The following is a 20952-nucleotide window of genomic DNA, read 5'->3' on the forward strand; positions in this document are numbered from 1 at the left end:
ATCATGAAAAAAATATTTTTTATAAAATCTCTTTTACTGGCGGCTGTATGGATGAATGCACAAGTGGGCATCGATACACCCAATCCTACAAATAAACTTGATGTGAATGGAGATTTAAATGTCAGAAAAGAATTAAGAACCGGAGGTACGGATCTTTTAAAAGGTTCTGCAGGAACGAGTGGAGATATCTTTCATAACAACTCAGCGATGGCAACCAATGACTGGAAAGCCATTAAAATTGCTGATGGGCAGGGAAGTATGTCCGTGTTTTCTATCAACACCGTAGCAGATCAGACAGGGGTTTCTTTTAACTCCAGCGGGTCAGCTGTTCCTTATAACGAAGGTGATCCTTTAGCCGGAGATTGGACCGTACTGCCAACGGCATTAGATAATTTCTCCGTAACCAATGGAAATAATAAAGTAACCTTCTCATTTCAAACTACTGTTCAGAAAACAGCAAAAGGCTCGGCAAGTTTTGCGTGTGGGATTTTTGTAGATGACAGACTGAAAGCTGTAAGAACAGATGTGTTGCTGGGAGGCGCAGGAGCTTATAAAATTTTTAATCTGAATGCCACTCTTTCCAATCTTACTCCCAAAAACAAATATGTGGTAAAAGTAGCCTGTATTAAACGTACGCTAAGTGGTACACCAATACCGGTACTGGGAATAGGAAGAGCGGTGGATACTGCAGTACTGAATAATGATATGGCACAGTCTGTTTTGACAACATCGGTACTACAGCCTTATTAATTTTCATAAAAATATAATAATTAAGAATCTAAAAACGTTATGTTTTTAGATTTTTTTTGTTTTTAAGTCCATTTATTGTGAATTTGTTCGAATAGAGTGTATGCTGTTATCGAAAATTGAATTATATTTGGCGTTACTAAAACTAATTTTTCTATGGTAAAAAATTACTTTCTTAAAATATTTACAGGCGTTGCCCTTTTAGGAGTATTGGCATCATGCAATACAACATCTGACCCTACAGAATCAATCCCAAATCCTGATGAAGGAGCTGTTCCTAAAAAGGTCCTGGAAAAGATCAGTATGGATAATGTTTCTCAGGAAGAATATATTACAACAGCCGGAGTTTTAAATCAAGCTGTTTTTAAAGATGATAATTCTAATGCCAATTATACCAGTACATTAACCTACAATACCAATAAAAAAATCACTAAAATTAATTTTGCAAGCCAGACTCCAGGAAGTTTGTCTTATGAGTTTAATGTAACTCCGGATATTAATGGACAGATTTATAATGCTTCATGTGTGGCAACAGGTTCATTAGCCGGAACATCATACATCAGTGATTATGCTTTTACGTATGATGTAGCGGGAAAACTTACCAAGATTCTTGAAAAAAGAAAAGCAGGGGGAATATCTGCCTATAATGTATTCGTAGAAAACGTTTTTGTGTATGCCGGAGATAATATTTTTAAAGTAACGAGTTCTAAAGGAATCCTGAATATCAATGGTGTTCCCGATATGACTACTGCTGTTCAAACGGTCTATAGTTTTCAAAATTACGATTCTCAGAAAAGCCCTTTCTCTACACTTCCAAAAGTGTTTTTTATCATGAGAGGTCTGATGAATCCGATCAATTTCTACAGAATGTCTCCAAACAACCCTACGTCAACGTATATTCAGATGCCAGCGCCGGCTCCTGGAGTTAATACGATACAAAGTTATACCTACGATCAGGAATATCCGGTGATTGAGAAAAATCAAAAACTGACCTATAGTTATAAAAATTTGTAAAAGAATTCAATTATTAATCTTATTGGAATATAAATAATAATATAATTTTTATGCAAAAAAAAATTATATTTGTCAAAAAATAATCAATTACCAGGAAATGAAACAACTTTTCTATTTTATTTTATTAATAGCAGGATTTTCTTCAGTGTATTCCTGCAAAAATTTAGTGGATGAAGAAGGAAATCCACTAATAGATCTGAATAATACAGGAGGGTTAAACGGTCCCCGAGCATTATATAAAGAAATTACAGATAAAGATACATTAGCAGAATACCATTATGGTGGACTTCTTGTGAATACAGTAATCACGGATAGTGCATCCATCACTAATGTAATGTATAGTGGAGATAAGATCAGCCAGATTGTCTTTAACGGATTCCTGGATCTTGACGGAAACGGAAAACTGGATAAGGATAGTGTTTCTTTTACCAGACTGCTTACTTATGGAAATACCGGAAGATTGGAAACGATTTCTGAAAACCGTTCTATATTCAGAAGACCTCCACCTGTTCCACCGGCTACTACTCCGGGACCACAGACGCTTCTCAGAAAAACAAAATCGCTTTATGGCGTGAAGTATAGTGCTGCGACTGCAAAACTGGATTCTATCATTATGAGAACAGGTCCGGATATAACAGGGACGCCATTTGCTTATGATAACTTCTCAAAAACAGCTTATACCTATTCCGGAGACAATGTTTCCAAAGTAATAAGACATTACGGTCCTATGGCCGGAGGAGTAATGGGAGCTGTTACTACAAAATATAGCTATGAATATTATGCTTATGATAATGAGATCAGTCCGTTCACATTATTACCATTGGCATACAAGATTTCAAGACTTTTAAATACAGATCTTAATGATAAAGAAAGTCTTATATTGTCTCCGAACAATCCTAAGAGATGGTCGTTTACAGATCTTACTCCACCTATCCCTAACCCGATTGTAAAGAGTACAAATTACGTTTATGATCCACAGACTTATATGACAAAAGGATATGGAGTAAACTATATTTATAAACCGCAATAACATTATTTTTAATAATATGTAAACTCAACCTTCCAAAGGTTGAGTTTTTTATTTTTTATCTCTTAATTTTGCAAAAAATTTCTGATGAAATATTTAATAGTTGGGCTGGGAAATAAAGGCTCAGAGTACGAAAATACACGCCATAATATAGGATTTAAAGTAGCCGAAAAGATTGCTGAGACACTTGATGTTTCTTTCAACACGGCCAATTTTGGGTGGATGGCTGAAGGTAAACACAAAGGCCGTAAGGTTTTTGTACTGAAACCGGATACTTATATGAATCTTTCAGGAAACGCTGTAAGATACTGGATGCAGAAAGAAAATATCCCTCTAGAGAATGTCCTGATTATAACGGATGACCTTGCGCTTCCTTTCGGTACGTTGAGGATGAAAGGAAAAGGTTCTGATGCCGGACATAACGGACTTAAAAATATTAATGAAGTACTACAGACGCAAAACTACACAAGACTCCGTTTTGGAATTTCTGCCGATTTTTCTGCCGGACGTCAGGTAGATTATGTATTGGGTACGTGGAGTGGAGAAGAAGCAGAGAAACTTCCCGAAAGGATTGAAACATTCTCTAAGGCAAGCCTTTCCTTTGTTTTTGCAGGATTGAATAATACCATGTCTGCATTCAACGGGAAATAAGGTTCTGTATTGAGGAGCATACATAAAATGAAAAGGCCATCGAAACTCGATGGCCTTTTATTATAGTTGCTAGTGAGGTAAGATCTACCTACCTCTATAAGGATATTAATCTTCTATAACCAGGTTACAGATCCTGTTTCAACGTTATAGTTTGCACCCACGATTTTAATCTTACCCTCATTCTCAAGGTTTCGAAGGGTTGAACTTTGCTTACGGATATCTTCGATCGCACTTCTTACATTCTGCTGATTAAGTCTCTCCAAAAGTGAGCTGTTTTTTGATGAACGCTCTTCATTTTCCTCAATGATTTGATTAATAATAGGGTCAAAATGATTGATAAGATGGTTGAGGTTATCCATTCCCAGACCTTCAATCTGGGCTGCATCAAGACCTCCTTTTAAGGCACCGCATTTAGTATGACCTAATACTACGATAAGTTTAGAGCCGGCTACATTACAGCCAAACTCCATGGACCCCAGAATATCCTGGTTAACAAAATTACCTGCAATTCTGATGCTGAAAACATCTCCTAATCCCTGATCAAAGATAAGCTCTGCAGAAGTACGGCTGTCTATGCAGCTTAAAACTACAGCAAAAGGCCATTGTCCTTCACGTGTAGCATTAACCTGCTCAAGCAGATCTCTGTTAGCTTTAAGATTGTTTACGAACCTTTGGTTTCCTTCCTTTAAAAAATCTAATGCTTTTTCAGGAGTAATCGTAGATTGGGTTTCGTATGTATGTGCTTTCATATAGTATGTAATTGTTTTTTGAATTTAAATTAAAAAAAAGTTGATGAGTAATGAGACTACATTGCTCTTTTATGGGTAACCAGGATATGGGAATCTTCACTTCTTTCATAATCTCTGTATGAAGTTTTGAAGCCCAAGAGCTCTACCATGATATCCTGTTCCTTTGCACGGATATTGGCAAAGTCCTGAATCATTTCCAGTACATCAGTAGCAATGTACGAAGTACTTCTTGCATCAATGGTTACCGTAGAATTGGGTTTAATATTTTTAAGTGTTTTTTTGATAGCTGCCTTATTTAAAAATGAAACTTCCTCAGCTAATTTGATGTTGATCCCATCGGCATCATCCAGCTTTTCACGGCTTAGATAATAAGCTCTTTTCATATTTCCCTGAAGGATATAGAAGATAGAGATAGCAAGACCAATTCCTACTCCTTTTAATAGATCTGTTGCTACAACAGCTGCAACAGTGGCTACAAATGGAATAAACTGGAATTTTCCTAAATGCCAGAAATGTTTAAATGTAGCTGGTTTTGCCAGTTTATACCCTACTAAAATTAATACCGCAGCCAAAGTAGCTAATGGAATTAGATTAAGAATGACAGGGATAGAAAGTACACAGATCAGTAAGAAAAGTCCATGGATAATAGCTGATATTTTAGAAGTTGCCCCTGCATTTGCATTGGCAGAACTTCTTACCACAACAGACGTCATAGGAAGACCACCAATAAATGAACTGATCAGATTCCCTATTCCCTGTGCTTTAAGCTCAAGATTAGTATCCGTAATTCTTCGCTGTCTGTCTAATCTATCTGATGCTTCAATACAGAGTAAGGTTTCAATAGATGCAACAATAGCAATAGTAGCTCCTACGATCCATACTTTTGGATTGGTAAAACCATTAAAATCAGGAGTGACAATCAGGTTTTTAAAATCTTCCAAAGACTGAGGAACCGGTAAAGAAACCAAATGTTGAGTTTCAATAGCCAAAGAACTTCCTGCCATTTTAAACAGTTGATTTAGAATAATACTTGCAATTACTGCAACCAATGCTCCTGGAAGCATTTTCATCCTTTTCAGTACGTGAATTTTATCCCATGCGATAAGAATGGCAACAGAAACTAAAGTAACAATGATGGCTCCGGGTTGGATGGCTCCCAATAATTCAGTAAAATATCCGAAGTTTAAGCCATTGTCAAAAATAGATTCATGTCCTTCATAATCTTTATCGAATCCTAAGGCATGTGGAATCTGTTTCAAAATAATAATGATTCCTATGGCGGCAAGCATTCCTTCGATAACGTTATTCGGGAAATAGTTGGAAATACTTCCGGCCCTTACAAATCCCAGAATTAATTGAATCAGTCCTGCAATGATCCCTGCGCAAAGGAAGAGTTCAAATGCACCAAGATCTGTTATGGCTGTTAACACTATAGCCGTTAAACCTGCAGCAGGTCCGGAGACTGAAATATTTGAATTACTAAGGAATCCTACGACCAGACCCCCTACAATACCGGAAATAATACCGGACAATGGGGGAGCACCTGAAGCTAACGCAATTCCTAAACATAGTGGGAGTGCCACTAAAAATACCACGAGTCCTGAAGGAATATTCTCCTTAATTCCTCCTATTAATGATGTCTTTTTCATGATGTGAAGCTGTGAGAAATAACCGGCTTATTTGTCTTTAAATAAGTCTGTTATAAAAGTTGAAAAATTTTTAATTTTTAAAGTACGTGTGTATTCAATATCAAAAAGTTGATAGAGAATAGGTATCAAAAAAATCTAACTATGGAGTTAAGCTTCCGGAGGAGGAGAAAATATACTAAGGAAAGGGGATAGATGAAAAGAATCATCTACCAGTACAAAAGACATTCCCTGAAAATCAGGTTCCGAAAACTTCAGATAATCGAATACATTTAAAGTTTTCGGAATAGCTTTTTCATAAACAATAAAAGAAGACGGGTGAGAATGCGGTTCTTCTTCGTTCACTATTATATTGGTTCTCAAAATATCCCAGCCTGCAACCGCAGCTATGCTTGGCAGCGCTGTAAAATTTAGAAAAAACGTTAATACAATAATACTCCAGAACTTCATTTCACATTCTTTTTAGAAAAACTACTTTGTTTTTCTGCTCATGACCCAGTCTGAACTCGTAAGGTTATAGATTTTCTGGATGTCTTTTAAGATTTTCTCAAAATCAATCTCCAAATCAATGATCTTACCCGTTCTAAGGTCAAATACCCAGCCGTGCACTACAGGATACTCTTCTAAGATGTATCTTTCCTGTACACAGGCCATTTTGACTACGTTGATGCACTGCTCCTGAACATTAAGTTCAACAAGTCTGTCATAACGCTTGTCTTCATCTTCAATAGAATCAAGTTCAGCTTGGTGCAATCTGTAAACATCACGGATGTTTCTCAGCCATGGATTTAATAATCCCAAATCCTGAGGAGTCATCGCTGCTTTTACACCACCGCAGTTGTAATGTCCACATACTATGATGTGTTTTACTTTAAGATGTTCTACAGCGTATTGGATTACAGCTGTGGAGCTCATATCTAAAGTGTTGACAACATTGGCAATATTTCTGTGAACAAAAACTTCGCCCGGTTTTGCACCCATCAGTTCTTCCGCTGTGGCTCTACTGTCTGAACATCCGATATACAAATAATCAGGATGCTGAGTTTTTGCCAGCTCTTCGAAGAAGTGTGGATCTTCTGATACTTTGGATTCTACCCATTTTTTGTTGTTTTCAAAAATAACTTCGTACGATTGTGACATAATTTTAAATTTTTAAAAGTTTATAATTATTTATTTCGTTTAAATTATTTTCAAAATCAATAGACTAAATCAATAATCGTACAAAAATATACTTTTTGCAGAAGAATTGACCAGTTTTAACAAAGTTTAATATTAAAATATGCTTAAAATCATGTCTAATAAACCGGTATACTTTGTCTTACAGTAAGTGTTGGCACTATTATAATTCAAACGTTTAAATAACTAAGATAAAATTACAAAGTATAAATTAGAATTTGAGAAATGTAGATTAAAATATTTTTAAAATTTTCTGTTGCTCATAAGAACTGTGGATCAGTATATTCAAAATAAATAATCATTTACTGTGGAAAAATGAATAAATTAAGGTCCTGATTTTAACCTTATAGTTTCAATGGAGGATTTCGATCTGGGCATATTTTATTGGGCAGGAATTGTTATTGCCTGTTTTTCATCTTTTCTTATATTGGGAAAGCAGAAAAAGAAAACTGTAGATTTTCTTTTGGCCTTTTGGTTTCTGATTATAGGAATACATCTTGTTTTCTTTGTGTTGTTCCGCTCGGGAGGTTATTTAAAATTTCCTTATCTCATAGGATTTGAAATTCCTTTTCCTTTCATGCATGGTCCGATGTTGTATCTGTATATTCTGAGCCTGACGGGTAGGAATACGGGTAAAAAGATGTGGATACTGCATTGGGTGCCTGTTTTGATGATTTATATGATTTTACTTCAATTTCTGATGCTGCCTCCACAGGATAGGATGGCGGTTTATCAGAATAAGGGTAAGGGATATGAAGTGTTGAGTGATGTTATCAAATTTTTAATGATTTTATCCGGAATTTTATATGTGGGCTTAAGTCTTCTGGCAGTCAGAAAATACAAAAAAGAAATTTCCGATCAATACTCTAATACTGAAAAAATTAACCTGAATTGGTCCTATTATCTGATTACGGGAATTGCGTTCATATGGATTGCAGTTATCATAAGGAATGATATTCTCATTTTTTCCATGGTTGTTTTGTTTATTCTGGTTGCTGCTTATTTCGGTATCAGTCGTGTGGGGATTTTGGATTTACCGCTTGCCGTGGATATTACCGGTGAAAAAGAAGCTGATCATAATGTGGCAAAGTATCAGAAAAACTCTCCGGGAGATAATATTATACAGGCTATTTATGAAAAACTGGTGTATAAAATGAAGCACGAAAAGCTGTATAAAGATCCGGATCTGAATCTGAATCATGTGGCGCAGCTGTTGGATGTTCATCCCAACCTATTATCCCAGACGATTAATTCGTTGGAAAATAAAAATTTTTATGACTATATCAACCGACAGCGGATTGAGGAGTTTAAAAGAATAGCCATGCTTCCTGAAAACCAAAAGTACACGATTTTATCACTGGCTTTTGAAAGCGGGTTCAATTCCAAGACCTCATTTAACAGGAATTTTAAAAAATATATGAATTGTTCTCCAAGAGAGTTTCTAAAAAGTCAAAATCTCACATTAGAAGAGTAAGTATCACATAATAAGTGATATCATATTTGTTTCATCTTTCATTTTGGAACAGTTGAGGCTTTCTTTATCCTCATTTTTACAGAAAATTTAATCAACTGTTATGAAGAGATTCTTATTTGTTATCCTATCCATTTTTGCATTGCTTATTGGTGCTTATCCTTTAATTTATGTTTTTGTTGAACACAAAAATACTTTTCTGGGTTCCAAATCATTGGAGGTGCTTCAAAGCTCAATCTGGAAAATTGCCTTTTTTGCGCATATTATTTTTGGGGGAATTTCTCTCTTCATTGGCTGGCGTCAGTTTGGAAGCCAGTTCAGAAATAAATATTTAAAGACGCACAGAGTCATTGGAAAACTCTACGTAGCCGCAGTGCTGATAAGTTCCGTTTCTGCAATTTATATGGGAGTGTATGCTAACGGAGGAATTGTCTCATGTGCCGGATTTGTTTGCCTGGGAATTATCTGGCTGATCACAACTTTGGCAGCAGTAGTATATATAACTAAAGGTAATGTAGTAAAGCATCAACAATTAATGGTATACAGCTATGCCTGTACCTTTGCTGCAGTAACATTAAGAATCTGGTTTCCCATTTTAAAGAGTATCACACAGGATCCGGACAATTCCTACATTGCTGTAGCCTGGTTATGCTGGCTTCCCAATCTTTTGGTAGCATATCTTATTAACAAAAAGAATGGGGTGGCCAATTAAACTTTATTGTTGATATAACCGTTTGTCGCTTCTGTGGTAGGGTAAATCTTTCCAGGGTTTCCCATGACCATAGAATCGTCAGGTACGTCAAAATTGACGTATGAGTTCGGAGCGATCAATACATTGTTTCCAATGTTGATACTCCCTACAATCACTGCATTGGGGCCAATCCATACTTCATCACCAATCACTGGGAAACCTTCGTTCTTACCACGGTTTTGCTGCCCGATGGTTACCCCCTGTGCTATATTGCAGTTTTTTCCAATTTTGGTTTTAGGATTGATAACCAGTGCTCCGAAATGCCCCAGATACAATCCTTCCCCGATTTCAGTTTCAGGGTAGATTTGGAAGCCGTATTTTATCTGAAAATGCCTCAAAACAATTCTCCAGAATAGTCCGGAAATAGCTTTTTTATTGCTTTTTTGAGCTTTTCTAAATAGATAAATATAATGGAGATTAGGATTGATACATTTTTTCCAAATTTCAAAAGTAGAAAGCCATTTGCCGCTTTCCCTGTAAAAATCTTTCTGTATTGCTGTGTAGTCTGGCATAACAAAATATTTTATACTTCATCAATAATTTCCTGAAGATGCGCTACCGATTTCTGAAGCACAAATGGAAGGTCTGCTGCTGCAATTTCCTTTTCATACTGGTTGGCAAGCTCCTTATTCAGGAGGAATTTTTTCATCCCTTCATAGATTCCTTCTTCCGAATTGGGAGTAATGATACCCAATTTTCCATCCTGCAGAAGATCCTTGATTCCGGATACATCCGTAGAAACTACAGGTTTATTAAGGATAAGGGCTTCCGCAATAATCGTAGGAAATCCTTCATGCCTTGATGACATGACATAAAAATCGGATTGTTTCAAATAAGGATAAGGATTATTTCTGAATCCCAGCATTTTTACTGTTTCCTGAAGTTCAAGATGGTTAAGTTTTGACTGAATATTCTCAAAATCAAATCCGTCACCAATAATGATGATCTGATGTTTTAACCCTTCATCAATAAGTTTTTTGTGGACATCCAGAAGCCTGTCATAGCCTTTCTGTGGATATACTGTCCCTATAGTGACAAAAGTGGGAAGATCCTTTGAAAATGGAAAATCGTCAATAGGAAGGTCTGCCTTTTTTAAAGTATCTCCTTTATCAATAGGATTAAAGATTTTGATAACAGCCTGCTGTTCCCTTTCATTTTGGGCAAGTTTCTGCATTTCTTCTTTCAGTTTATTGGAGATTACCAATATTCTGTCGAATTTGAAAAGCTGTCTGATTACATCCGGAGTGTATTCTTTCAGATTAAAGATGTCATTCTGGATCCAGATGATTTTTTTTGAATCTTTTTGCGGGCTGGATAGCAGCTCTCTGTACATGCCATGGATAGCAGCTATTTCTATATCGTATTTTTTATCCTTTAAAATAAATTTATAGAGTAGTGACGGGAACCATAAAAACATTTTTTGATACAGTACCCTGAAAGCTTTTACAGGAATCTCATGAGGTTTGTTGGTGGTGATCATGTCCCCTTTCAAAAGGTAGTATAGATTTACCCATGACGGAACCTCCTTAATATACATTCCGGTGTAGAGATTAATCAGTAAGTCTACTTCATATTTATCTTCAGGGAGATTTTTAAGAAAGTTGACCACAACCTTTTCTGCTCCACCATGACGAAGGGAACCGATTCTAATGAGAATTTTCTTTTTTTTAGACATTTATTTTTTTATAGGTTTATAAGTATGTGGAAGGTGCTCACTTACATAAGCTTCAAGTTGAGGTCTATCTGCTTCGAGCTCTCTTGGATACATGACATTGTTTTTTAATGCTTTGTCTCCATACTCTTCAATAGTGCAAATAAATTTTGCAGGAATCCCTGCATAAACCGTTCCGTTCGGCATAGAGGAAGTTAAAATGGAACCGGCTCCCAATACACAGTTATCACCTATTTCTGAGCCGAGCATGATGATGGTGTCTGCGCCAATAAAGCACTGTTTTCCAATTTTTATGCGCCCGAAAGCTCTTACATCCTTATATTTTTCGAAAAAATGTAAAGCATTATAACCGCCGTCATGATTAATGAATCTAACATTATTAGAAAGTGTTGTTTCGTCACCTATTTCAATTAAAAAAGGTTCTGTACCTAATTCGGGAACTTCTACAAAACGAACATTTTTTCCTACCTTTAATCCTTTAGCAATACAAATTTTGAGATAGATTCTCTTGATAAGGTATTGATAGGTAGTATGAATTTTTAATATGATACGATATATTAATATCATTATTCTAAATTTGTTTTTCTCATACAAAGAAAAGAATTTATATGATAAGAATTTCTAAAATAGAATATTATTTGCCTGAATTGGTTCTTACCAATACGGATCTGGAAAAGGAGTTCCCAGAATGGAGCTCTGAAAGAATCCGGGAAAAAGTAGGGATCGTGCAGCGTCATATTTCTTCTGAAAATGAAACCGTCCTGGATCTGGCTATACAATCATCAGAAAAGGTTTTTGAGAACTATGATAAAAATAAAATAGACTTTATTCTTTTCTGTACCCAAAGTCCGGATTATTTCTTTCCAACTACTGCCTGTATTTTACAGGATAAGCTTGGGCTGAGAAAAAATATTGGAGCTACAGATTTCAATTTGGGGTGTTCCGGGTTTGTGTATGGATTGGCTTTTGCTAAAGGATTAATTGCCTCAGGAATTGGTAACAGTATTTTGTTAATTACTTCAGAAACGTATACTAAACATATTCATCCAAAAGATAAAGGAAACCGTTGTATATTCGGAGATGCCTCTGCTTCAGTAATTATTGAGAAAGATACCAATGTAGGCGATTATAAATTTTGTTTGGGAACTGATGGCAGTGGAGCTGAAAATCTAATCGTAAAAAAGGGAGGTTTCAGGACAGATTTTACATTAAACCCAAATCATGAATTTGATCCTGAGAATCTTTATATGAACGGACCTGAGATTTTTAATTTTACCATAGAAAAGATTCCGGGATTGATTAAAGAGATCATGGATGAAAATGGGCTTACCATGGATGATATTGATTATTTTGTTTTTCATCAGGCTAATTCTTTTATGCTGAATTATTTGAGACGAAAAACGAAAATTCCAACCGAAAAATTCTACATTGATATGGAGACAACGGGGAATACAGTCTCTGCAACCATTCCAATTGCACTAAAAAATATGCTGGATAAAGGCCTGTTGAAAAGAGGAAATAAGATTTTATTGGCTGGTTTTGGAGTAGGATATTCCTGGGGAGCTACTATAATGGACTTTTAATTTTCAAATCACAAAATTTAAAATATATGAAAACTTCCGTTTTTTTAGAAAAGTTACAAGAGGAACTAGAAGAAAAACAAATGCTGAACCGGGACACTAAGTTAAAGGATCTGGAAAACTATGATTCCATAAGTTTACTTTCTGTCATTGCTTTTGTAGATGAAAACTTTAATCAACAGATTGATCCGGATCAGTTTAAAAATATGGAAACGGTTTCAGATCTGATGAATATTATTGGGTTGGAAAATTTTGAAGATGAATGATGATTATATAATGATCATCATTCACCTTGTTTTTGTTGATAAAGATTCTCAAGGATTTGTTCAACGGCATTGAAGATTTTTTGATTATCAAACTGATCTTCGATGGTAAGAAGGTTCTTTCTGATTTTGGAAATCAATTCCGGATCAGAAAGGAACTTTTTCATGGCGTCATACATTTCGTTGGTTTCGTATTTGATTAGATATCCTGTTTCGCGGTCTTTAATCATGATTCCCACATCGCCGGTATCCGTTGCAATAATCGGTTTTTGAAGAATCAATGCTTCAGCAATTACAAGTGGCCATGCTTCAGATTCGGAAGGAAGAATAAAATAATCTGCCTTTTTAATATAAGGATATGGATTCATTTTATTACCACATAAAATAAATGTATCCTGAACATTATTGGTGTTGATTTGATCTTTCAGGTTTTCCATTTCTTCTCCATTTCCAAGGATTATGATACTGTGTTGGAAACCTTCGTCTATTAATCTTTTATGAGCATCAATAAGTTTGTGATACCCTTTTCTGTGATGAAGTCTGCCTACGGAAACAAAGACAGGTCCCTGGGGGAAGTCTTCTAATTTTTCTTCTGCCTTTTTTTTAATTTCTTCGATGGGGATTGCATTGATGACAACACTTTCTGCAGGATATTTTAAATCCGGATAATACAGATGCATCATTTCTTTGATCCTTTGCGAGCAATAGATCATATGGTCAAACTTTTGAAAGTTGTCTATGATCTCCGGGACTACTGGCTGTAGGGCAGGTAAATTGATCTCGGAGTGAAACCAACCTATTTTTTTTGAATGTTTATTGCTTGAATTGTTTACAGATGAGAATGTAGCATAAGAGGGAGAAATCTCTATATCAAACTTTTTATTTCCTAAGATACGGTCAGCAATTCTTGGATTTTTTAATATTCGTATCAGTTTTAGCCTTCTGCGGGCCAGCTGAAGTTTATTGATGAATGGATTTTTGGAAAAACTCTCTTTGCCTTCAGTAAGGTAGATCTTTTTTACATGACTCGGGATTTCATTTCGAAGTTCTCCCTGATTCATGTTTAGGCATATAGTTAGTTCAAATTTATCAGGATTCAGATTGTTGAGCATGCTCAATACCACTTTTTCCACCCCTCCCATTTCCATAGAGCGGTGTCTGAAAAGAACCTTTATTTTTTCGTTTTCTGACATTATCTGAAAAATTTATGTAAAGTAATGGAGATTTTTTTCTTTATCCTATATAAAATCCCACTTTGGTATTCCAAGAGAGCGAAGATTTCCTGATAATTGGAGTAGTGCTCCGGAATTTTTTTTCCATGAATAGTCTTAAGATTTCTTCGCTTCATGGCTGCAAGAACAACCTGAGCAAAATAGTTATAAGAGTTTTTCTTATTGTTGTTTTGAGAAATTCCTCCACCATGGGTTCTGTAGAGATAATTGGTATCGTCAATAAAATAAACATCACCTTTCTCATACATTTTCAAATACAGATCCTGATCTTCAGAGATTTTCAAGTCCGGGTTCATTTTTTCAGTCTGCTCATAAACATTCTTCCTGAATGTTATAAAGTGTGCTATCTGAATAGGATAATTGAAAAAATAAGGATCTCCGTTTTCTACCTGCTTTGCAAGTTTGAATGCTGAAACAGGATTAAGGTCTTTGTCACAGGACATAAACCGGGAATAAGTAAGGACAATATTCTTTTTTTGTTTAAAAACATTGATGGCAGATTCAACCGCTGATGGCAGTATAGCATCATCTGGATCTACAAAACCACAAATTTCTCCGCTGGCAAGTTCAATCAGTCTGCCTTTAGTAGCTCCCACCCCTGCATTTTTTTCATTTTCAAAAAACTTGAATCTTGCATCACCGGCAATAATGGTTTTTATCTGCTCTTTTTCTTTTTCTGAAGACGCATCATCCAGAATAACTGCTTCCCAATTCTGATACGTTTGTAAAAGAAGAGAATTATAACAATCCCTGAATAACAGTGAATTATTATAATGCGCAATGAGGATAGAAAATTTCATATGGGATTTACAGAGGGTTGAAAGTTAAATCCTGCTTATTGATTACCTGTGTATTGGGAGGAATGTCCTGATAAATAGTACATCCGGCACCAATAATACAGTTATCACCTATTGTTACCCCTTTGAGAACGGTTACGTTACTTCCAAGCCAGCAATTGCTGCCTATTTTTATAGGAGCTTTATTAAACTTTGATGGATATACTTTAAACTCAGGAGATGCTTCATAACAATGGTTATGATCATAGAGTTTTACATTTTCCCCAAATAATGTATGATCCCCTATGGAGATATGCTCCATACAATTAATTGAACAGAAGTTATTCATAAAAAAATCAGTCCCTATCTGTAAAGTGGCATTTTCTAAAACAAGAATAGAAATATAGTTTCTAAAATCTGCTGACTGTCCAATATTCACTTTTTTCAAGTTTTTATCCAGGACAAAATGATTGCCTACACCAATCCTTATATTCTGAGAAAATACGTTAGGGTGCTTTTTTAAAGAAGACAGTTGTTTTTTTCTTTGAATTTTTTCAAAAAAATTATAAAGCATATTGTAACTTTTTTTTTTTCACTTTGAGTTACACAAATATAGCCTGTTTTTAGATAAATGAAAAAAAATCTTTATTTTTGCTTTAATTAAAGGCAACACAGTGAGTGAAATAACTAGAGTTCTCAAAACATTTATCGGGTATTTAAAAAGACCTGATCTTTATCCGGAATTGGGCCGGAAAATTATTAAAAATACTGTAAACAGAGGCAATGCCTTTAAAGGAAAAGATAAAACCAATTCCTGGGCCGCTGGAAGAGCAGTGTCACAAAAAGAAGCCATTTCTAAGCTTTTTGGGCTTGAAATAGATGCTTTCCGTAACAATTACCAGGAAGTTTTAGCTGCGGCAGCAGAAAAAGAAAGGATTTGCCCTGTAAAAATGGGCGGCCCCGGAGCTTTGGAGCTTATCTACTATGCCTGTGAGTTTACTAAAGCTCAGCATGCAGTAGAAACTGGAGTAGCTTATGGGTGGTCTTCATTGGCTACGCTTTTATCATTGGTAAAAAGAAACGGAACATTATACAGTTCAGATATGCCTTACCTGGCCCAGGATGGTGATCAATATGTAGGATATGTAGTTCCGGAAAATCTTAAAGCAGGTTGGAAATTATTCCGCTTTGCAGACAAAGAATCCTTACCCAAGATTTTCACAGAAAATAAGATCTTTGATGTTCTCCACTATGATTCCGATAAGAGTTATAATGGCAGGATATGGGCTTATGATGAGCTTTACAAGCATCTGAGAGAAGGGGGTGTTTTCATCAGTGACGATATTGGTGATAACTCTGCTTATCAGGATTTTTGTGAAAAAAATAATATTGAAACTACAGTAGTAGAATACGAAGGAAAATATATTGGCGTTTTTATTAAATAAGCAATACAGTAGAAGAGTTTGTTCCTTTTTTATAAGATGGCGAACGGGTTGTATGAGAGGTTATTCAATGAAAATAATTCATGATTCTGTTTACAGCAATAAAATAATATAGTAAGGTTTCTGGATATAAAACATTAAATGCAATGTATAACATGACTGTTTGGCCGTTTTTATGAAGATAACCCAGATTACATTTACCCGGTTTCTTGCGGCTATGGCTATTGTCATTTCCCATTTTAATAAAGATATGTTTCTATACCAAATAGATTACATTTCTAATGTTTTTCTGAAAGCGAACGTAGGGGTAAGCTATTTTTTTATTCTTTCCGGCTTTATCATGATCGTAGCCTATCATAAGAAAGACAGGATCAACTATTTTGATTATTACAAAAATCGGTTTGCCAGGATCTATCCATTATATGTATTGGGGCTTTTACTCTATCTGATCACCCGATATTCAGGTTTCAGCTTTTATAAAGTTTTTTTATACCTGTTGGGGCTTCAGAGCTGGATTCCCGGAGAGGCTATGATCCTGAATTTTCCGGGCTGGTCTATTTCTGTGGAGTTTTTGTTCTATCTTATTTTTCCATTACTCTATAACCATTTTTATTCTAAAGGAAATAAAAGTGTCTGGGTGATTACGGTCATTATCTGGGTTATAACCCAGGTGTTTTGTAGTCTTTATGCTGGTTCTCTATATTATGAAGGACCTCATACAGAAAGTCATGAACTGCTGTATTATTTCCCATTGATGCATATTAATGAATTTCTGGTAGGAAATCTGGCAGGGCTGTTTTTTGTAAAAAATCATAAGCAGAAGAATTATGATGTTCCTGTCATTGTCATTTTCTTATTGATACTATTGGCGTTGATCTTTGTACCTCTTTTCTATCATAATGGTTTGATGGCACTGCTGTTTATTCCGCTTATCATTTTGATATCGAAAAATAATGGGACACTGACCAGAATATTTTCATTAAAACCTTTAGAGTATTTAGGGGAAGCAAGTTATGCTGTTTATATAACACATATCCCTGTTTTATATATCTTGAGGGAAATTCTGGAACAGTATAATTTTGGGATTGATACTATATTCTGGATGTATATGGGAGTTCTTATGATTACTTCTGCTTTATTTTATCAGTTTATTGAAAAACCGCTCAGGGATTATCTTAAAAAAATAAAAATTAGTTGAGAATATTTATTTTTATGTAACTTAAAACACTCATAATGATCGAAATAAAAAATGTTCCCCCAAAAAATAACATCGATATAGATGGCTTATTGATTTATGGGAGGTATTTAAATATCAATAACTTCTAAAAAGGCAATATGTTATTTAATTCAATAGGGTTTCTTATCTTTTTACCAATTGTATTCTGTCTTTATTGGTTTGTTTTCAATAAAAAATTTCAGCATCAAAACAGGTTGTTGCTGTTAGCGAGTTTTTATTTTTATGCATGCTGGGATTGGAGATTTCTTTTTTTGCTAATGTTTTCTATTGGTTTGGATTATCTTTCAGGTATTAAGATTGAAAACAGTAAAAATAAAAGGGAAGCTACATTTTGGCTTACATTAAGTATTGTCATCAATCTCGGCTTTCTGGGTTTTTTTAAATATTATAACTTTTTTGTTGGGAGCTTTGCCGAACTTCTTGGAGGATTAGGCTTCAAAGCTAATGTCTGGCTTCTTAAAATTATCCTTCCGGTTGGAATATCATTTTATACATTCCATGGACTTTCTTACGTCATAGATGTTTATAAAAAAAGGATTAAAGCGGAACGTAATTTTACAGATTATGCCGTATTTGTCAGCTACTTTCCTCTTCTCGTAGCGGGTCCGATAGAAAGGGCTACCCATCTATTACCTCAAATACAGAAAACAAGGACATTTAATTATGACCAGGCCGTGGATGGCATGCGTCAGATACTTTGGGGGTTCTTCAAAAAAATGGTCATTGCAGATAACTGTGCTCCCTTAGTGAATGAGATCTTTACGAACTATCAGACAGAAAGCCCTGGAAATCTAGTAATAGGAGCTGTATTGTTTGCATTCCAGATCTATGGTGATTTTTCCGGATATTCGGATATAGCACTAGGGGTTTCCAGGCTGTTTGGAATAGAGCTTCTGAAAAACTTTGCATTTCCTTATTTCTCAAGAGACATTGCCGAATTCTGGAGAAGATGGCATATTTCACTTTCTTCATGGTTCAGGGATTATCTTTATATTCCATTAGGAGGGAGTAAAGGAGGACTTTCTATGAAGATCAGAAATACATTTGTGATCTTCCTTGTCTCGGGATTCTGGCATGGAGCCAACTGGACATTTATTATTTGGGGAGGGCTCAATGCCCTGTATTTTATGCCTCTTCTGATAATGAATAAAAACCGTCAGAATATTGAAGTAGCAGCACAGGGAAAACTATTACCTTCCTTTAAAGAGTGTTTTCAGATCTTTATTACTTTTTTAGCGGCTTGCTTTGCCTGGATTTTTTTCAGGGCAGAATCTATAACCCAGGCTTTAGATTATATAAAGAGAATTTGCAGTACCGGAATTTTTGCTTTGCCCCATTCATTGCCTGTAAAAATCCTGGCGCTGATTGGGTTTATGCTTGTGGTAGAGTGGGTTAATAGAGAAAGGTTTCACGGATTGGAAATAAAAAGATTCAATCCATGGATGAGACGTATTTTTTATATGGTTATTATTTATATCATTCTCCGTTATGCCAATTTCGGGAATAATGAATTTATTTATTTTCAGTTTTAGCATGAAGAAGTTTTTAATAAAAATAGGACCTTATTTTGTGGCAGTAGTGGCAGTATTTGCTGTGCTTGGAAGTTATGCTGACGGAAATACTGATGATAATTATATGCATTTTGCGGTTAAAAAGCCTCAGAATATCATTTTGGGGGATTCCCGGGGATCACAGGCTGTTGTTCCCAGTGTTTTAAAAAAGAAACTTTCCGGGGATTTTGATAATTTCTCTCTCAATGTTGTTGAATCACCCTATGGACAGATCTACTTTAAAGCTTTAAAACGGAAGTTGGACCCTGAGACCAAAAATGGAATTTTCATTCTGACAGTAAGCCCATGGACTTTATCATTGAATAAAAATATTAAGAACAGTAAAGATTTTCCTGAAGAGCATTCTCCGCTGAATGATGTGTACACCTATGACAGATCACCCAATTATGAATACCTGCTAAAACACTATACAAGAAGCTGGTTCAAAATATATACGGAAAGAGTAGGTGCGGTCGGGAAATCCAATTCATTTCTTCATGAAGACGGATGGATGGAAATTAATGTGAATATGCATAAAGATTCTGTGGCTGCCAGAACTGCCAAAAAAGAAGTGTTCTATCAGGCTTTAGCTCAACAAGCAAAGTTGTCGCAGGAACGTCTCAGAGCTTTTGATGAGATAATTAACTATTTAAGAACTAAAGGAACGGTGTATCTGGTCCGGATTCCTGCTTCTAAAGGTATTATGGCGATTGAAAATAAAAAATTCCCCCATTTCAGCAAGCTATTACAGGATGTTTCACGAAAACAGAATGTGAAATTTTTTGATTTTTCAGAGGAGAGCGAAACGTATATGTATACTGACGGAAACCATATGTACCGGAATTCAAGCAAAATTTTTACTTCCAGAATGGCAGACTCTATCAAAGTAGGGAAACGCTAAAATAAATTTTTTCTGAAATTAATATTGTAAATACCGGAGCGTATACTTGGGTAGTCAGAGATCAAATGCTTTAGAATCACTCCCCATTTTTGAGGTGCAGGAGTTGTTGCGATTCTGAAACTTCTGTACATTCTGTTAATATGAAGCTTGATATGGTCAGGTATTGTCTCTTCATTTTTTGCCCAGTTATCAACTTCCTGCCATAAAAGAACTCTGGTGGTAGCCGGGTTGATCTTCTTTGAATCTACCTGGGTAATTCTGTTGTTTTCGTGGACACCTCTCATCGCTATCGCTTTATCTAAAATACCCGGATACAGGTCCAGATAATAGGAAAGACGAAATAAAAATTCAGAATCCTGGTGGAGTCTCAAACTGGCTTTAAATAAAGTATTCATTTTTTTTACCAGAGCATCTCTTCGTATTGTTAAGGTATCAATACTGAACAGTCCAAAGCTTCCTAACAGATAAATCTGCCCTGGGAAAACATCTTTTGGACCATGTTTCTTATGTACTGTCGTCAGCTTGTCCCCAAATACAGGATAGTACTGTTCTTTTGCTTTTTCAGTATAATAATGGACGCCAAGCGCTCCGTAGACACCTTCTACTTTTGGATCTTTAAAAAGTTCTTTTTCAGCATCAAATCTGTTGGGAAGGAAATAATCATCAGCATCCAGAAAAGCAATAAAATCTCCGGTAGCTTTTTGTATTCCCAGATTTCGGGTAGGCCCGGCACCATGATTTCCTTTATCAGGATGTTGATAGAGTTTTATTCTGTCGTTTTTTTCAATAAGTTGTTTGCATACCTGCAGTGCGTTGTCTGGAGATCTGTCCTCAATCAGAATGACTTCATGCACCTCATTAAACTGAAGGGCTGATTCTACTGCCTGAGAAACAAATTTTTCGGCATTATAAACAGGAATTATTACAGAAATTTTCATTTTTTGCTAGCTGAATTTTTTGATCATTTGTATGATGCAAGATAATCAAATATAAAGACTTGTGGCTTAAAAATTAATTAAAAAAGTGGAGATATAGGTTTGTAAAATAAGATGAGCACCACGGGATCA

The 20952-nt window shown here is 35.5% G+C and carries 23 protein-coding genes; 12 read left to right on the top strand and 11 right to left on the bottom strand.

The window, feature by feature from the left end; all coding sequences use genetic code 11:
• Positions 1-3 precede the first annotated feature (3 nt).
• The 4 genes from JML65_RS04595 to pth all read left to right on the top strand — a co-directional run bounded on the left by JML65_RS04595 (position 4) and on the right by pth (position 3439).
• Positions 4-750, top strand: a complete 747-nt coding sequence (locus tag JML65_RS04595; protein ID WP_047484883.1) for a hypothetical protein — start codon at positions 4-6, stop codon at positions 748-750.
• Between the two features lie 153 nt (positions 751-903).
• Positions 904-1761 carry a hypothetical protein gene (locus JML65_RS04600; protein ID WP_202270046.1) on the top strand — a complete coding sequence of 286 codons (858 nt, stop codon included), beginning with the start codon at positions 904-906 and terminating at the stop codon, positions 1759-1761.
• Between the two features lie 97 nt (positions 1762-1858).
• Positions 1859-2791, top strand: a complete 933-nt coding sequence (locus tag JML65_RS04605) for a hypothetical protein (RefSeq protein WP_202270047.1) — start codon at positions 1859-1861, stop codon at positions 2789-2791.
• A gap of 84 nt (positions 2792-2875) precedes the next feature.
• Complete coding sequence (gene pth / locus JML65_RS04610; RefSeq protein ID WP_047484889.1) at positions 2876-3439, top strand: aminoacyl-tRNA hydrolase; 564 nt, start codon at positions 2876-2878, stop codon at positions 3437-3439.
• Positions 3440-3552: 113 nt separating this feature from the next.
• On the opposite strand, the gene JML65_RS04615 is transcribed toward pth, so the two are convergent.
• From JML65_RS04615 to JML65_RS04630, 4 genes are all read right to left on the bottom strand, one after another.
• Positions 3553-4188, bottom strand: coding sequence for a carbonic anhydrase family protein (locus JML65_RS04615; RefSeq protein ID WP_047484891.1), 636 nt, complete (start codon positions 4186-4188; stop codon positions 3553-3555).
• 56 nt (positions 4189-4244) lie between these two features.
• On the bottom strand, positions 4245-5837 hold the full coding sequence (locus JML65_RS04620; protein ID WP_084086499.1) for a SulP family inorganic anion transporter: 1593 nt from the start codon (positions 5835-5837) through the stop codon (positions 4245-4247).
• Positions 5838-5984: 147 nt separating this feature from the next.
• Positions 5985-6284, bottom strand: a complete 300-nt coding sequence (locus tag JML65_RS04625) for a hypothetical protein (RefSeq protein WP_047484894.1) — start codon at positions 6282-6284, stop codon at positions 5985-5987.
• 21 nt (positions 6285-6305) lie between these two features.
• Positions 6306-6974: a carbonic anhydrase gene (locus JML65_RS04630; RefSeq protein WP_115916628.1), complete on the bottom strand. Its 669-nt coding sequence runs from the start codon at positions 6972-6974 to the stop codon at positions 6306-6308.
• Between the two features lie 391 nt (positions 6975-7365).
• Between JML65_RS04630 and JML65_RS04635 the strand changes: the two genes are divergently transcribed.
• Together JML65_RS04635 and JML65_RS04640 are read left to right on the top strand one after the other, a co-directional pair.
• A complete protein-coding gene (locus JML65_RS04635; RefSeq protein WP_202270048.1) occupies positions 7366-8484 on the top strand; it encodes an AraC family transcriptional regulator in 1119 nt (372 codons plus the stop codon).
• A gap of 100 nt (positions 8485-8584) precedes the next feature.
• Positions 8585-9193, top strand: a complete 609-nt coding sequence (locus JML65_RS04640; protein WP_202270049.1) for a DUF2306 domain-containing protein — start codon at positions 8585-8587, stop codon at positions 9191-9193.
• Here the strand turns inward: JML65_RS04640 and JML65_RS04645 are convergent.
• Genes JML65_RS04645 through JML65_RS04655 form a run of 3 tightly spaced genes read right to left on the bottom strand, consistent with a single transcriptional unit; the run spans position 9190 to position 11471 of the window.
• Positions 9190-9744, bottom strand: coding sequence for a serine acetyltransferase (locus JML65_RS04645; RefSeq protein WP_047484901.1), 555 nt, complete (start codon positions 9742-9744; stop codon positions 9190-9192). The genes JML65_RS04640 and JML65_RS04645 overlap by 4 nt on opposite strands.
• 11 nt (positions 9745-9755) lie before the next feature.
• Positions 9756-10907 (bottom strand): glycosyltransferase, encoded by a 1152-nt coding sequence (locus JML65_RS04650; protein WP_202270050.1) that lies wholly within the window; start codon positions 10905-10907, stop codon positions 9756-9758.
• The gene (locus JML65_RS04655; protein WP_202270051.1) at positions 10908-11471 is read right to left on the bottom strand and encodes an acyltransferase; all 564 of its coding nucleotides are present in this window, start codon (positions 11469-11471) and stop codon (positions 10908-10910) included.
• 41 nt (positions 11472-11512) lie between these two features.
• Here JML65_RS04655 and JML65_RS04660 point away from each other — a divergent pair, with 41 nt between their 5' ends.
• Positions 11513-12487, top strand: coding sequence for a 3-oxoacyl-ACP synthase III family protein (locus JML65_RS04660; RefSeq protein WP_202270052.1), 975 nt, complete (start codon positions 11513-11515; stop codon positions 12485-12487).
• 26 nt (positions 12488-12513) lie between these two features.
• On the top strand, positions 12514-12750 hold the full coding sequence (locus tag JML65_RS04665; RefSeq protein ID WP_202270053.1) for a phosphopantetheine-binding protein: 237 nt from the start codon (positions 12514-12516) through the stop codon (positions 12748-12750).
• A gap of 17 nt (positions 12751-12767) precedes the next feature.
• Here the strand turns inward: JML65_RS04665 and JML65_RS04670 are convergent, their stop codons facing one another.
• Genes JML65_RS04670 through JML65_RS04680 form a run of 3 tightly spaced genes read right to left on the bottom strand, consistent with a single transcriptional unit; the run spans position 12768 to position 15329 of the window.
• Positions 12768-13940 carry a glycosyltransferase gene (locus JML65_RS04670; protein WP_202270054.1) on the bottom strand — a complete coding sequence of 391 codons (1173 nt, stop codon included), beginning with the start codon at positions 13938-13940 and terminating at the stop codon, positions 12768-12770.
• Positions 13940-14779 carry a glycosyltransferase family 2 protein gene (locus JML65_RS04675; protein WP_202270055.1) on the bottom strand — a complete coding sequence of 280 codons (840 nt, stop codon included), beginning with the start codon at positions 14777-14779 and terminating at the stop codon, positions 13940-13942. Before JML65_RS04675 ends, JML65_RS04670 begins: the two co-directional genes overlap by 1 nt.
• A 7-nt stretch (positions 14780-14786) precedes the next feature.
• Positions 14787-15329 carry an acyltransferase gene (locus JML65_RS04680; RefSeq protein WP_202270056.1) on the bottom strand — a complete coding sequence of 181 codons (543 nt, stop codon included), beginning with the start codon at positions 15327-15329 and terminating at the stop codon, positions 14787-14789.
• Between the two features lie 100 nt (positions 15330-15429).
• Here JML65_RS04680 and JML65_RS04685 point away from each other — a divergent pair, with 100 nt between their 5' ends.
• The 4 genes from JML65_RS04685 to JML65_RS04700 all read left to right on the top strand — a co-directional run bounded on the left by JML65_RS04685 (position 15430) and on the right by JML65_RS04700 (position 19885).
• The gene (locus JML65_RS04685; protein ID WP_202270057.1) at positions 15430-16200 is read left to right on the top strand and encodes a class I SAM-dependent methyltransferase; all 771 of its coding nucleotides are present in this window, start codon (positions 15430-15432) and stop codon (positions 16198-16200) included.
• Between the two features lie 172 nt (positions 16201-16372).
• A complete protein-coding gene (locus tag JML65_RS04690) occupies positions 16373-17395 on the top strand; it encodes an acyltransferase family protein (RefSeq protein WP_202270058.1) in 1023 nt (340 codons plus the stop codon).
• Positions 17396-17532: 137 nt separating this feature from the next.
• A complete protein-coding gene (locus JML65_RS04695; RefSeq protein ID WP_202270059.1) occupies positions 17533-18966 on the top strand; it encodes an MBOAT family O-acyltransferase in 1434 nt (477 codons plus the stop codon).
• Position 18967: 1 nt separating this feature from the next.
• Positions 18968-19885, top strand: a complete 918-nt coding sequence (locus JML65_RS04700) for a hypothetical protein (RefSeq protein ID WP_237390785.1) — start codon at positions 18968-18970, stop codon at positions 19883-19885.
• On the opposite strand, the gene JML65_RS04705 is transcribed toward JML65_RS04700, so the two are convergent.
• On the bottom strand, positions 19882-20823 hold the full coding sequence (locus JML65_RS04705) for a glycosyltransferase family 2 protein (protein WP_047484920.1): 942 nt from the start codon (positions 20821-20823) through the stop codon (positions 19882-19884). The genes JML65_RS04700 and JML65_RS04705 overlap by 4 nt on opposite strands.
• Positions 20824-20952 lie beyond the last annotated feature (129 nt).

The sequence above is a fragment of the Chryseobacterium sp. KMC2 genome, assembly GCF_016756935.1.
Classification (GTDB): Bacteria; Bacteroidota; Bacteroidia; order Flavobacteriales; family Weeksellaceae; genus Chryseobacterium; species Chryseobacterium rhizosphaerae.

What these genes read in the sequence shown, in the direction of transcription:
- JML65_RS04595 (WP_047484883.1), top strand. Translation starts at nt 4, where the DNA reads ATGAAAAAAATATTTTTTATAAAATCTCTTTTACTGGCGGCTGTATGG.
- JML65_RS04600 (WP_202270046.1), top strand. Translation starts at nt 904, where the DNA reads ATGGTAAAAAATTACTTTCTTAAAATATTTACAGGCGTTGCCCTTTTA.
- JML65_RS04605 (WP_202270047.1), top strand. Translation starts at nt 1,859, where the DNA reads ATGAAACAACTTTTCTATTTTATTTTATTAATAGCAGGATTTTCTTCA.
- pth (WP_047484889.1), top strand. Translation starts at nt 2,876, where the DNA reads ATGAAATATTTAATAGTTGGGCTGGGAAATAAAGGCTCAGAGTACGAA.
- JML65_RS04615 (WP_047484891.1), bottom strand. Translation starts at nt 4,188, where the DNA reads ATGAAAGCACATACATACGAAACCCAATCTACGATTACTCCTGAAAAA.
- JML65_RS04620 (WP_084086499.1), bottom strand. Translation starts at nt 5,837, where the DNA reads ATGAAAAAGACATCATTAATAGGAGGAATTAAGGAGAATATTCCTTCA.
- JML65_RS04625 (WP_047484894.1), bottom strand. Translation starts at nt 6,284, where the DNA reads ATGAAGTTCTGGAGTATTATTGTATTAACGTTTTTTCTAAATTTTACA.
- JML65_RS04630 (WP_115916628.1), bottom strand. Translation starts at nt 6,974, where the DNA reads ATGTCACAATCGTACGAAGTTATTTTTGAAAACAACAAAAAATGGGTA.
- JML65_RS04635 (WP_202270048.1), top strand. Translation starts at nt 7,366, where the DNA reads ATGGAGGATTTCGATCTGGGCATATTTTATTGGGCAGGAATTGTTATT.
- JML65_RS04640 (WP_202270049.1), top strand. Translation starts at nt 8,585, where the DNA reads ATGAAGAGATTCTTATTTGTTATCCTATCCATTTTTGCATTGCTTATT.
- JML65_RS04645 (WP_047484901.1), bottom strand. Translation starts at nt 9,744, where the DNA reads ATGCCAGACTACACAGCAATACAGAAAGATTTTTACAGGGAAAGCGGC.
- JML65_RS04650 (WP_202270050.1), bottom strand. Translation starts at nt 10,907, where the DNA reads ATGTCTAAAAAAAAGAAAATTCTCATTAGAATCGGTTCCCTTCGTCAT.
- JML65_RS04655 (WP_202270051.1), bottom strand. Translation starts at nt 11,471, where the DNA reads ATGATATTAATATATCGTATCATATTAAAAATTCATACTACCTATCAA.
- JML65_RS04660 (WP_202270052.1), top strand. Translation starts at nt 11,513, where the DNA reads ATGATAAGAATTTCTAAAATAGAATATTATTTGCCTGAATTGGTTCTT.
- JML65_RS04665 (WP_202270053.1), top strand. Translation starts at nt 12,514, where the DNA reads ATGAAAACTTCCGTTTTTTTAGAAAAGTTACAAGAGGAACTAGAAGAA.
- JML65_RS04670 (WP_202270054.1), bottom strand. Translation starts at nt 13,940, where the DNA reads ATGTCAGAAAACGAAAAAATAAAGGTTCTTTTCAGACACCGCTCTATG.
- JML65_RS04675 (WP_202270055.1), bottom strand. Translation starts at nt 14,779, where the DNA reads ATGAAATTTTCTATCCTCATTGCGCATTATAATAATTCACTGTTATTC.
- JML65_RS04680 (WP_202270056.1), bottom strand. Translation starts at nt 15,329, where the DNA reads ATGCTTTATAATTTTTTTGAAAAAATTCAAAGAAAAAAACAACTGTCT.
- JML65_RS04690 (WP_202270058.1), top strand. Translation starts at nt 16,373, where the DNA reads ATGAAGATAACCCAGATTACATTTACCCGGTTTCTTGCGGCTATGGCT.
- JML65_RS04695 (WP_202270059.1), top strand. Translation starts at nt 17,533, where the DNA reads ATGTTATTTAATTCAATAGGGTTTCTTATCTTTTTACCAATTGTATTC.
- JML65_RS04700 (WP_237390785.1), top strand. Translation starts at nt 18,968, where the DNA reads ATGAAGAAGTTTTTAATAAAAATAGGACCTTATTTTGTGGCAGTAGTG.
- JML65_RS04705 (WP_047484920.1), bottom strand. Translation starts at nt 20,823, where the DNA reads ATGAAAATTTCTGTAATAATTCCTGTTTATAATGCCGAAAAATTTGTT.